Source organism: Flavobacterium sp. H4147 (assembly GCF_029360735.1).
GTDB lineage: Bacteria > Bacteroidota > Bacteroidia > Flavobacteriales > Flavobacteriaceae > Flavobacterium > Flavobacterium endoglycinae.
On record NZ_JARKNB010000003.1, the window covers coordinates 349,007 to 362,696 of the forward strand.

6 protein-coding genes are annotated in these 13,690 nt (G+C 36.5%); all 6 read right to left on the bottom strand.

What is annotated here, in order from left to right; all coding sequences use genetic code 11:
- Positions 1 to 249 precede the first annotated feature (249 nt).
- Entirely contained in the window at positions 250 to 3,402 is a 3,153-nt protein-coding gene (locus P2W75_RS15690) for a DUF6298 domain-containing protein (protein ID WP_276381199.1), read from the bottom strand.
- Between the two features lie 124 nt (positions 3,403 to 3,526).
- Positions 3,527 to 5,233 carry a polysaccharide lyase gene (locus tag P2W75_RS15695; protein ID WP_276381200.1) on the bottom strand — a complete coding sequence of 569 codons (1,707 nt, stop codon included), beginning with the start codon at positions 5,231 to 5,233 and terminating at the stop codon, positions 3,527 to 3,529.
- Positions 5,234 to 5,282: 49 nt separating this feature from the next.
- A complete protein-coding gene (locus tag P2W75_RS15700; protein WP_276381201.1) occupies positions 5,283 to 5,972 on the bottom strand; it encodes a DUF3826 domain-containing protein in 690 nt (229 codons plus the stop codon).
- 214 nt (positions 5,973 to 6,186) lie between these two features.
- Positions 6,187 to 7,899: a polysaccharide lyase gene (locus P2W75_RS15705; RefSeq protein ID WP_276381202.1), complete on the bottom strand. Its 1,713-nt coding sequence runs from the start codon at positions 7,897 to 7,899 to the stop codon at positions 6,187 to 6,189.
- 107 nt (positions 7,900 to 8,006) lie between these two features.
- Complete coding sequence (locus P2W75_RS15710) at positions 8,007 to 9,983, bottom strand: RagB/SusD family nutrient uptake outer membrane protein (RefSeq protein ID WP_276381203.1); 1,977 nt, start codon at positions 9,981 to 9,983, stop codon at positions 8,007 to 8,009.
- An 18-nt stretch (positions 9,984 to 10,001) separates the two neighbouring features.
- A complete protein-coding gene (locus P2W75_RS15715; protein WP_207295905.1) occupies positions 10,002 to 13,376 on the bottom strand; it encodes a SusC/RagA family TonB-linked outer membrane protein in 3,375 nt (1,124 codons plus the stop codon).
- Positions 13,377 to 13,690: the final 314 nt, after the last annotated feature.

Below are 13,690 nucleotides of genomic sequence, written 5' to 3' on the forward strand. Positions count from 1 at the left end.
CAGATTCATTTTGGGTTGTTTTAATTTTTTTTAATAGCCACGAATTCACGAATTTTATTTTGATCAACTTTGTGTTTTATTTTACGCAGATTCCGCTGATTTTGGCCGATTTTCGCAGATCAAAATTTTAAAATCTGCTCTAATCTTTTTAAATCTGCGTGAAATTTTTTCTCTCGCAGATTTGGGAAATTAAGCAGATTTATTCTCAATTCAATCTGATTAATTCGTGAATTCGTGGCTAATAACTTTTTACTTTCTTACTACAAAAAGCACTTTTTCTTTTATTTCGGTTTGTGGAATGGTTACTTGTTTTCCTCCGGTGATGTTGGCTTTCTTCATTATATTTCCTGTTGAAGCATTGATTGCGAATACTTCAAATGTTCCTTTTTCATTTGCTAAATCAATGGTGATATCCTGCTCGTTTTTCAGATAGAAAAGATAGCTTTTTCCTTTGTTTTCTAATTTCCAAAGATTGTCTGAGAACGTATTTCCGTTAACTAATTTCATTTCGCTTAAAGCGGCATAAAACTGAGGCAGTTCGATTTTTGGAATATTTGGTATTGAAGCTCCTGCCATCAAAGCCGGCCAACCGAAACGAGAAGATCCGTCTGTTGAATATAAAATTACTTTTTCAGGATATTTTTCTCGGTATTCTCTAACGGCACGATAGACTTGATTGTCGGTTTCTTTCCCAGTTTTCAGTTTTCTGGCGTGCTGTCTTGGCGCTAAATTAACGCCTCCTTGTGGAGCGTAAGCCGAACCATCTTCTTTGTAATACCAATAACGAATATCAATTACATCAACTGTTTTGACTCTTTTGGCATCATTTAAAATCGCATCTTGAACATCTTTGGTTGCACTTAAACCAATTAAGCCTTTTTTGCCTGTTTCGTCTTTCCATTTTTGGGCTTCGTCTAACCAGAATTCCATAAAGTGAAGCGGACCTGTATATTCGGCGCTTGTTAGCTGAATTACGTTGCTGTTTTCCTGAAAGTTTTCGAAAGATTTTCTAATGAAACCTTGGTGTAATTTTCTTCTTTCGGCATTTGTAACATCATAAAACTGCTCCGCCATAAAAATACGTTTGTCGCCTGCGTATGGCGGTGGCTCTGGAAATCCTGTGTTGTTGATATTGTTTGCTGAACGCCAAGGCGAACTTGCCCAATGTGCTCCTGCTTCTAAAATATTGTGCTGAAAATATTGCTGATTGATTAACATTTGTCCGTTTGGCTCTGCCAATGTCGCAAACTGCGCTAAACGGCTCCAGTACCAATCGTTGAATTTTGTCAAATCGTATTTGCTCAAATGATCCCAAGCAAAATCTTTCCCGCTTCTTGCAAAAGGCTGTTCGTAAAACGGAGGCCAAGTATCATCGTCAATTCTGCGTACGCGCTCGTGATCGTCCATTCTGCGGTCGTACCACAAACCGTAATTGTGTTCTAAAGCAATGATGTTATTTGAACTTAAATAATCTACCGTTTCCTGAACTCTGTCTGTTAGTCCGTTTCCTGTTCTTCCTGGTACAAAACGGGTTACGTGCGGTAACGATTTGTTTACGAAATCATCTGAAAGATCACCTCTCCACCAAGCTACATTCATTTGTTTTCCAGCGATTACTTTTCCGTTAAAAGTTAACCAGCCATTTTCTGTGATTACTTTTGATTTATTCTCCGATTTATTTGAGGTAACATTTTTTAAATCATTTGCATTTTTTAAGCCCGAATCGTTTATGTTAATCGGGTTATGTTTTGAAACTTCTGCAATCCATTCTGGCAAGCTTTGTTTGGCTGTAACTGAAGCTTTCGTCAATTCTTGCGCTACTTCGATTGTCGGACTTGAAGATGGTTCTGAACCTAAATCATAAATAAAAGCTGGCGTTGGAAGTTTTCCTAGTCTGTTTTCTAATTGCGCATAGAATAAACTTCTTGGACTGATATGTCCGTTTACATCTTTCCAATGTCCGTTTCCTCCAAATTGTCCCCAAACTCCAAAAGCCCAGTTTTGAGCAGTTGGCGGACTATAACATTCTACTTTTGAAGCCGAAGATTCCCAGATTACAGAATTTGCTGCCGTCCATCCTGCTCCTCTTCCGCCTTGTTCTCTGTTGTTATAGCTAAGTGCTGCACCATCAATATTAGCGATGTCAAACAAAACTCCAGTTGCCCAGCTTCCGATGGCTCCGCTGTTGTTGAATGGAAGATGCGATTCGCACTGTACAAAAGCATTTGGACCTGTTGTTCCAAATCCGCCCACAGCGAAATCATGATATCCAAATTCTGAATAACAACGTTGGAAAAGTGTCTGCTGACCTTCTGTATAAAATGTATGTCTTCTGAATGAAGCAATTTCAGAAACGGGTTCTGCTGCGATACAATCTTCAACTGTAACTTGCTGACTTGTTTTTAAAATTGTAACCGCTCCGCCTGCAAAATGTTTGAAATTAACTTGTTTTACCCAAGCATTTCTTGTGTTTTCAATACTAATTGCCTGCCATCTGTGTTCTTCGTCTTTTGCATTTGAAGCATTGAAAGTCGATTTCATTAAGATATTTTCAACTCCTGAATGTTCGATTCTTCCCGGCCATGAATAAACGGTTACTTTTGAAACTCCGAAAACATCATCTAATGACATTGTAATTGGGGCATTCAACGTAACTTCATTTTCGTTGATTTTGGTTACAACTCTATTCCAAGTCATATCCCAAGCGCCTTTTTTCCATCCAATCCAAGAAGTTTCTCCGCCAAAATCCTGCATGTTTACTTCTTTAATGAAATTATCTGTCAAAGGTTTACTGATTTCAATTTCATCAGAAACTTTTAATTTCGAAGCATTCTTTAATTCGATTTTTTGAGTTCCAAGCGGTGTGTAAGCGTTATTGAATTCGAAGGAATCTTTATACACTTTATCGTTTATACCTAAAATTCGAATTAAAGCTTCTCTTTCTAAACCTGTTCCTAGAAGTACTGTTCCGTTTTCGGTGTTTCCGCTTCCTCTTAAAACAACTCCTGATTTTCTGATGTATAATGTTCCGCTTACTTTGAAAATTCCTTTATCTAACAAAACCACTCCGCGAAAACCTGATTTATCCGGTTTTAATGTGCTAACATAATCAATCGCATTTTGGATTTTCTGAGTTGCATCGTCTTCTTGTTTGGAAACAAAAATCTTGTTTTCCAGATTCGGAATCGCTTTTTCTGATGCCATATATCCTGCAAAAGAAAAATCAGGAATCTGATTTCCTTGATTATCTGCTGTAAAAGAAAGTTTTCCTTCTTTGGTTTTTACAATGTCTGGGAAAGTGTTTTGGGCTGCGATGTTAAAACTGAAAAACATCACCAAACCAGACAAAACCATTTTATCTTTTTGAAGAAATACTATATTTATTAGATGATTGAAATTCATTTTTATTTTTTGACTTTCTTAGACTTCTTAGCATTTTGATTTTTTAGAATATGGAAAATAGAGTAAAGAATATAGACTTTTACCCAATCTTTGCTCTATTATCTATTTTCTCTATTCTATTATCTTATTGCAACAATGACTTTAATTTAGCCAAAGTATCAGTATTATTCTCGATTTTCGTCCAATCTATTTTACTAGTTGGATCGATTCCGTTGAAATATTTTTCGATGTTGGTGTAACCGTCTCCGTTTGAATCTTTATTGGCATCTGAAGCATCATTTGGATTTAAACCGTATTTCTTCTCCCACGCATCTGGAATTCCATCATTATCAGAATCTTTATAAGCTTTTCCTTTGTAAGTTGGATAACCGCCAACTTGATCTGGATGTGTTATAATTCCTTTTTTATAAGAATCCGCAGGCAATCTTCTTTTGATGAATTCTTTTCCAATATTGTTTTCTAAACCATCTTTTACTTCGATTTTTCCTGTACGAACTTGTTTTACGATTCTTTCGTCAACAGCATCTCTTTTTGGAATTGTAGCTCCAACATTCGCTAAAACATATTCATAAGCTTCTTCTGCTCCCATGATTTTAATTTGAGGCATTGAAAACGGTTTTGGCTGTTTAATTGTTGCTAAAAATGCTGCCGTTTCGGCTTCTGGAAGATTTTCCAATTGTACTCCACCATTCCAGTTATCTGCTGTAACTTCAGGAGAACCTACAATGAAATTTCCTGAAACATAAGCTCTTCCGTATTGTTTTGGCTCAATATATCCAGATTCAGGCTTCACAATTCTATGTGCAATCGGCTCACCTGCTGGCGTAATTGGACCTGGTTTAAAATAATTGTTGATGATGTTTAACATCGAACGGTAATCGCCGCCATCTAAGGTACGATTCCACCAATTAAATACTACATTATTCACAAAATTAAAGTCGCCATACATTCCGATAGAAGCGTTTCTAGAAATGTTGTCGGCCCATAAGTTACGCATAAAAGTACTATTTAATCCGCCAATGGTACTACCAAATGCGTGATTATAAGTATCTAAACCTTCTGATGAAATGGTGTTTTGAATGGTGATATTGCAAGCTGGCAATTTTTCCAACTTCGATTTGGCATTAGCAGCAAACTGATGTCTGTATAAAGAAATGTTTTCGTCTAATCCCCAGCTTACAGAACAATGGTCAACAATAATATTTCCCATTGGATTTCCGCCAAGAGCATCGTCTCTTCTGGTTACTTCGGTTGCCCCACGTCTGAAACGCATGTGTCTGATAATAACGTCGTGCGTGTCTATTTCTAAAGTTTCCCCTGCAATGCAAATTCCGTCACCAGGAGCAGTTTGTCCAGCAATGGTTACGTAAGGCGCACGCATGCTGATTCTTTTTTTCAACTGAATTATTCCCGAAACATTAAAAACGATTGTTCTTGCCCCAACGGCTTCGCACGCTTCGCGAAAAGTTCCTTTTCCGCTGTCTTCTAAACTAGTAACCACAAATATTTTTCCGCCACGTCCGCCTTGCGTATATGCTCCGCCTCCTTCAGCACCTGGAAAAGCTGGAATATTGGCTTGTACAAAATCTTTAGGATAAGAAGCCCAAGGCAAATATGGTTTTCCTTGTTTTGCTTCTTCTTTAATAATATGATAATTGGCATTCCAGATTTCGCTTAATCTCTTTTCTTCATCAGCTAAAACAGCATCTGCTTTTGCCTGAACCTCTTTTGGAATTACAGGATATTGAGCGTGGGCCGACGAAACAAGCGAACAAAATGACAAAGCCATTACTGTTCTTTTTAAAGTACGGTTTGGAAAGATATTTAGCATGAATTGTGGTGGTTGTAGTTAATAGTTATTGCTGTAAAGTTTTAAGAAATTATTCTTTTGAAGTAGCATCTTTTGCTTTATTCTTTTCTCTCTCTTCAATGCGTTTGTGCCAGTCTGCACTTTCTTTATTTAAATCGTAACCTTGTTTTGATAGATAGTTGTTGATTCTTCCTTTGTATTTACCAAACCAGCCGTGTTTTTCTTTAGATGAACCCGCATCCATGGCATGTTCTCTGGCTTCAACCAAAGCATTATAAATATATTCTTTCTGTTCTGCCGTTAAATTTGGAAGCATGTCGTTGTAACCCGCAACCGTAATTGGAAGCACGCCATACGTCATTCCGTCTTTAACTTCAGTAATTTTGTCTTCTGATAATTCTTTACCTAATTTTTTAAGGTAAGATTTATGCAATTTTGCAATTGACTCGTCTGCTTTTGCTTTCAGCTTGTCAATTTTTTCGTTTTGTTTTTCTTTAGCTAAAGAAGTGTCTTCTTTTACTTTTTTTATTTCAGCGTCTCTGCCGTCATGAATTTCGCTTAAATCTCTGAATTGCTGTGCTATTATATTGGAAACGGCTTTTTCTTTAGCTTCATTTTTCAAATCTAATTTTACAACGATTTTAGCTGCTCTTTCGTTGGTAACTTTCACATATTCTGGGTCTAAATGCTGTTGTGCATTCAAAGTTGAAAATGCGAAAACCAACGATAATAAGCCTGCGTTTATTTTATTTAGTATCATGATTTTTTACTTTTTATAATTTTAGAAACATAGTTTGCTAAGTTTTTAAAGTCGTTTTATTTTTTTTAATCTCGCAAAGTCGCTAAGACGCAAAGTTTTTTGTCTTCACTTTTTAAATAAGCTTTGCGTCTTAGCGACTTTGCGAGCAATTTTTCAGCTTTCGTAAAAAAAATAAAAACAATTCGCAGCTCTTTCTATGTTTTTAAAATTCTCCCTATTTTAAATCTAATAAAGGTCTAACCAATGTTTCTTTGTTATTCGCTAAATCTTTCCAGTTTACTTTTATTGCAGGATTTACACCATTGATGTAATCTTCAATATTTGTGTAACCATCTCCATTTAAGTCTCCTTGAGCATCAGATGGATCGTTCGGGTTTAAACCGTATTTTTTCTCCCATGCATCTGGCATACCATCTTTATCAGTGTCTACATAAGGTTTTCCTTTGTATTCTGGATATCCTCCAACTTGAGAAATGTCTGTAATGATTCCTTTCTTATAAGAATCCATCGGTAGACGTCTGTGTTCGAATTGGTAGAAAGTCTTTTTTTCTAATCCTTTTGCATATTCAGGAACACCTGTTTTTACAGTTCTTACGATTCTTTCGTCGACTTTATCTCTGATAGGCAGTGTTGCTCCAACGTTTTTAAGTACAAACTCATACGATTCTTCAGCTGTCATAAATTTATTGAACCAAGGCATTGGGAAAGGTTTGTCTACTTTCATTTTAGCGAAATATGCTGACGCTTCCTCATAAGTCATTAATTCCCCTTTTTTGTTCTCTAACTGAATACCTCCGTCCCAGTTGTCTTTCGTCACCTTTTCATTTCCGTTTACTACGTTTCCGTTTACGAAAGCTCTACCAAAAACCATGTATGGCAATTTACTTCTTCCTGATTCTGGTTTTAAAATTCTATAACTGATTGGCTGTGTTAAATCGGTTACAGGACCTGGTTTATAGAAGTTGTTGATGATGTTATAATTTGCTGTGTAATCGCCGCCATCTGTAGATCTATTGTACCAGTTGAAAACCACATTATTAACGAAGTTGAAAATTCCATTCCATCCAATAGAAGGGTTTCTTCCTGCATTATTAGCCCACATATTTCTCATGAAAGAGCAGTTTTCTCCACCTAAAGTACTTCCGAAAGCGTGATTGTAAGTGTCTAAAGCTTCTCCGAATAAACTGTTTTGGATGGTAATGTTTACTGTTCCTACTTTAATATCTGGATATCCTGGCCCTGGGTTGTACATGTGTCTATATATTGACATATTTTCGTCTAATCCCCAAGTAGCAGAAACGTGATCGATCATGATGTTTCCAACTGGATTTCCTCCAATGGCATCATCACGACGTCCTACAAAAGTTTCTCCACGACGGAAACGTACATGTCTGATAATTACATCATGCGTATCGATCCAAGTTGATTCTCCTGCAATACAAATTCCATCTCCGGGAGCAGTCTGCCCTGCAATTGTAATGTAAGGCGCACGAATGATTAACGGACTTTTCAATCTAATAATTCCAGCAACGTTAAATACCACTATTCTCGCTCCTCCTTGTTCGCAAGCTTCACGTAAAGTTCCTGGTCCGCGGTCTTCTAAACTTGTTACCGTGTATACTTTTCCTCCACGTCCTCCAAAAGTGTACATTCCTCCTCCTTCAGCACCTGGGAAAGCTGGAATTTCAGCCTGAGGTAAATCGGTTGGTCTTGCTGCCCACGGAATATATGGTTTTCCATGTTTTGCTTCTTCTTCAATAACAACTAAAGCTTTTTCCCAAGCTTCGTCAGAAAGTCTTTGAGCTTCTTCTTTAATTGCTTTTTCCTGCGCTTGAACTTCTGGACTAATTTTTGGATACTGGGCAAAGCATTTTGCGCTTCCTAAAAAAAGCAGAGATGATGCGATAAATAATGCGGAATTTTTCATGTTAATTTCTAGTTGTGGTAATTCTTTTTAAACAAATCACCTGTATCTTTTGACAAGTACAGGTGAAAAGCTTTGTATGTTATTTCTGTTTTTTATTGTAAAAAAAATTATTCTTGGTAGTTGTAATCTCCTTCACCGCCTGATGCATCTTTCCAGCCAATGGTTTGTTTCAACCATGGATTTTGTGCCAAAACAGTATTTTGTAATCCCATGATGTAGTAGTTAGGATTAAATTTAATTTTAACGGCTACGTTATTCACGTTATCCATAGGAGTTGGAGGTGCTACAAATGTAAAATTGTCTGTGTAGAAAGCTGCTAAAGCTGCTAACTGTGTTTGGAAATTAGCGGCATCAGGATCAGCTGAAATACTTGCACGAGCTGCTGCTAACGGATCAGCACTTGTAGCTGTGTTTTTGTACTGCAGATAATTTCCTGTACGTTGTGTACCATTAATTGGTGTTAAGCGTAATTTACTAACCGTTCCTCCAGTAGTACCTGCAAGTGTTGCATTATCATAAAGCATCCATCTTTGTACATCCCAGTAACGTTTTCCTTCGTAAGCTAATTCAACTCTACGTTCGTATAAAACAGCTTCGATTGCTGCGTATTTATCACTTAATGTTCCAATTCCGTAGTTATTTGCAGATGGAATTCCAACACGGTTTCTAATTCTTCCTAAGTAAGCAATTGTGTTACCTGTTTGTCCAAGTGCCGCATAACATTCGGCAATGTTTAATAGTAATTCTGCATATCTGTACTCGTAAATATCGGTTCCTGAGTATTGGAAACTACTTGCGTTTGTTGCTGTAACATCGGTCATTTTTCTAACTAATGCTGGACTTGTTTCGTTGTTTGAGTCACTATAATATGCTTTTTTTGAAGCGTCTAACCAACGGTAAGCCCATACAACTGGTTTGTCGTTTTCTTTATAATTCCATCTTACACCCGAAAAAGCAAATGTTCTGTAGAATCTTGGGTCACGGTTTACGAAGAAAAGAAAATCATTATATCCGTTTGCTGCAGTTGGTCTAGAACCATTTGCCATTGGGAATAAATCGATCATTTCTTTTGGAGCTTCCATAGCACCAGTTCCACCTTGGCTGATTAAACGAATCGCTTTTTCCCAAGAGTTACTCATCCCTAGATTTGTTGTATTAGTTCCTAAAAGCTGTACTGTAATAGCTTCAGGACATGGCGCATTTCCTGATGCACCCAAAGTAAACATATTCTGCCAGTCTTTTGCTGAATTTCCATACAATCCAATTCCAGCAGCAGTTAATTCAGTTTCTGCTTCTAAACCTGCTTTTAAGGCTGCATTCCAACGATCGTTTGAACCATCCCAGTTTTTATTAAACAATGGGCTTGCATATGTTAATAAAACTCTAGATTTTACAGCCATTGCAGCACCTTTGGTAACACGGCCATAATCTGCAGAATTCCAAGTTCTTGGCAATAGACTTGCAGCCATATCTAGGTCTTTTACTATTTGGTCTACTACTTCTGTTACGGTAGCTCTAGGCAATTTAATGGTTTCATCTTCAGTACTTGGCGTCTGAACTTCTGTTACGATTGGAACACCTCCATATACACGTAGCAAGTCAAAATACTGAACAGCACGTAAATAATACAACTGTCCTTTTGCTTGATCGCGGAATGTTTTATCTAAAGTTGCTCCTTTAACATCGATATCTCTAATAAAAGAGTTACAATCTCTAATTCTGTTGTAAGGAACGTTATTAATTTTATCTTCTAATTTACCTCCGTAATAACCTGAAGCATCTGCAGCATTAAAGTAAGTAATATTTGGGTTGATTAACGGCTGGATACCTCCAATTTCTTCGGTCATTTTAGAATAAGTATCTGCATAAGATCCTACAAGGCTTTGCCCAGGAGATTTAAAAGCAGAATAGTAATCAAAATAAACGTTATTGATGTACCAGTTTGCACGTTCTTGACTTTCATAAAATGAATCGTCAACACTCCCGAAATTTTTCTTTTCTTCCAAAAAGTTATCGCTGCAAGATGCACTCAACACTGCAAAAAGTGCAAGAGCTATATATTTTTTATTAATTTTTAGTTTCATCTTCTTATTGAATTAAAATTAGAATGTAATGTTTAAAGTAACAGCCCAAGTTCTAAGCGTAGGATAGTTTTCAGAAGAACTATCATACATGTTACGATAATGATTTGGATATGGATTGTATAAATCCCAAAGGTTGTTACCTGTAACTCCAACTGACCATTTAGCAATTTTAATTTTCTCCAAAAGTTCTTTTGGCATATCAAATCCTAAAGTTAAATTTCTTACTGTACAACGGAAAGTGTCTAGCTGCCAGAAATCAGAAGGAACAGCAATATAATCCTGATTTGCTAAGTTAGGGTATCTACCGTTTACATTATCATCTGCGTACATATCATTCCAGAAAGTCTCACGAGCCCACATGTTGTGTGATGATGATGTTCCTTGTTTTACAACATCAATTGCGCGGTATCCACCCCATGATGTTGCGATTTGTGTTTTGATGAAGATTGATTTGTATCTAGCTCCTAAATTAGTTGTAAAACCGTATGTTCTGTTTTTGTTTACTAATTTCACGTAATCTTCGTTTTTAGTAATCTGACCGTTTGGACCTGCTTGTGTACCGTCTGTACTGTTAAATTGTCCTCCAACATCTTCATAAGCTAACATACCCTTTCTCATGTTTGCCACATTTGAAATACCCATGTAATTTGGCGCTACTCCAGCGGCAGTGGCACGTTGCGTTAAGTAGTTCCAATAGTTAGCAACATCTTCGTCTGTACGTAAAATACCATCTCCTGTTGAAGTTTCTTTCCATGTTCTGAATCCCCATTGCGGAAAAAACATTGAACGGCCTGCTTCTGTTAAGTTATTTGATGGGTGCAGTAAAGCTGGTTCTGGATATTTTTTAACTTTATTATCAGATAATCCAAAGTTCACTCCAACATTATAACTGAAATCTTTGTTTACATTGTCTTTCCAATTAACAGCGAGCTCACCTCCCCAAGAATCTACAGCTGCATAGTTTTCTTCGGCAAACCCACCTCCTACAGAGATTGGCACTCCTACTGCTCCAGCCATACCTGTCAACATTTCTTTTGATTTATCATAGTAAAGATCAGTGGTAATCGATAATCTATTTTTTAATACTGTCAAATCAAAACCTAAGTTGTTTTTGATTGTAGTATCCCAGCCCACATTTCTGTTTGGTTCTACTCTAGGTGTTACACCACCTCCTAATACACCTCCATTAGATCCAAATTGGAATCCTTTATCAGCGATTACATCATACAGTTTCATCCATCTCCATGCGTTGATGTTATCATTACCTACTTTACCAATAGAATAACGGATTTTGAAGAAATCTACCCAAGATACATTATTGTTAAACCATTTTTCTTTAGATACAATCCATCCTGCTTGAAGTGATGGAAAGAATCCCCAGTAGTTCTCTGGTGCGAATTTCGTTGAAGCATCACTTCTGAATAAGAACTGAAGGATGTATTTTGATTTATAGCTATAGTTTAAACGTCCTAAATAAGAAAGTGTTCCCTGCTCACCTTTTAAAGCAGTTGAGTTTGTACTTAAAGTACCTGCCGTTTGGTAGGATCCTCCGTAATCTTTTCCTGTGTTTTCAAAAGCTAAACGAGTACTTTTATAAGATGACTCAGAACGTTCTATAGAGAACATTGCCCCTACTTCGTGGTTGTCAAAAGTTCTGTTATAATCTGCAAAGAAGTTAGCTTGAACAGATTTAGAGAAGTTTGTATCGTAATAAACTCTTGAGTTACGAGCATTTGTCTCGATTAAGAAATCACCATCTGGATTAGTCGATGCATTGTAAACAGTTGGATTAGCAGCACTTAGAAGGTGGTTATCCTGAGTTTCGTAATTTCTGATTCTTGCTAAATCATACGGTAATTGAACTTGCTCTGTACTTGCAGAAGTCTGGCTTCTTGAATATGTTCCTTTAATAGATAATCCTTTAATAAATGGAACTTTATAGTTTAACGACATGTTTACGTTGTATGAGAAATCATTTGTCGTTTGTTTGGAACCATTGTTCATTGCTGCAAAATAATTCCATCCTGCAATTGTATTATTAGCGTTTGCAGATCCTAAATTACGATCTGTACGTGCAAATGGAGACACATAATATTCCTGCCCACCTACAGTAGTCTGCCATGGAATGTATTTTGGCATGTGAAGTAAAAATCCATAATCAGCCTGCTCACCACCAGCAGCAGAAGCATAACTACTGTCACTGATATTTGCTGAAGCTTTTGTAAATGATTTTTCGATATCTCCTGAATTTCCAGAAACAGCTGCAGAAAAATCTAATGAACTGCTGATTTTAGCTGTCATACCTGTACGGAAATTCCATTTGTTATAATCTTGTCTTCCTAAATTAGCTCCTTGTGTAAAGTAATTGATACCCGCAAAGTAAGTCGCTTTTTCAGTACCTCCGCTAACACTTAAAGTATGTTTTTGCTGAATTGCAGGTTTCCATGCTTCTCTTAACCAGTCATAATTAAGGTCTTTCATTTGCTCTAACTCAGCATCAGAAAAAAGATTTGATCCATTCGTTCCAAGGTTATTCGATCCTTTGAAAAATCTGTTTGAGAAAACACCAAAATCGTAAGCCGACATAGTTTTACTGTGGCTAACTGCATCATTTACGGCAAACTGAGAAAAATATTGGAATGTTGGCACACCGCTTTTTCCTCTTTTAGTTTTTACCACAATTGCTCCTTGAGCCGCTCTAGAACCATAGATAGCAGCAGACGCATCCTTTAATACTGTAATACTTTCAATCTCAGAAGGATCAAGTCTGTTAAAAGCATCCATAGAAGCTCTACCATTAACAGGATCAACTTGAATCATATCATCAATAATAATTAAAGGAGTTTTTGAACTACCATCTTTAGAGAAACCATATGTCTGGCGAATTTCTAAAGAAGATTGATCTCCAGGGCGTCCTCCTCCATCAATAATACTTAAACCAGGAACCTGACCTCTTAAGGCTTCTGATAAGTTCGACACCGGAAGTTCCTGAATTTCTGTTGGGTTAATCGTTGCGATAGCACCAGTAAGTTTTTCCTTTTTCTGAGCACCATATCCAACTACTACTATATTTTGTAACTCGTTTGAATCTTCTGTAAGTTTAACATTTACTGTTGTTCTATTTCCAATTGGTACTTCTTGTTTTCTCATTCCGATAAATGAAAAAACTAAAGTTGCATTTGGTTTAACTTTAATTTGAAATTGCCCATTAAAATCTGTAGTCACAGTATTCTTTGTAGATTTCTCTGTTACGTTTACCCCTGGAAGAAGACCTGATACATTATCAGTCACAGTTCCTGTTACTGTTACTTGATTAGAGTTTTGAGCATAACTCATCACAGTCATCAGTGTAAACAAAAGAAAACTACATCTCTTTAAAAGTGCTTGTTTCATAAATGTTTTTTGTTTTGGTTAGGTTATTACTTGTTAGTTAGTCATGTTTAAATGTGTTTTGTAATTTTTAACAATTTGAAGTAACTAAATCGTTTGAATTAAATGTCGAAAACACATTTATTTAATATTCCAAAAATATGACGATGATATATTAGAACCGTCCTGCTCTATCCTGTTTTGACAGCGGTATTTCAAAAAAAATAACCCAAAAAAAACAATATTGATAAAAAACAGCTTGAAAAAATATCTGTCCTTAAAAAATAAAAGTAAATGTTTGCATAAACCAAAATATGCCAACCTATTTTTCCGCAAAA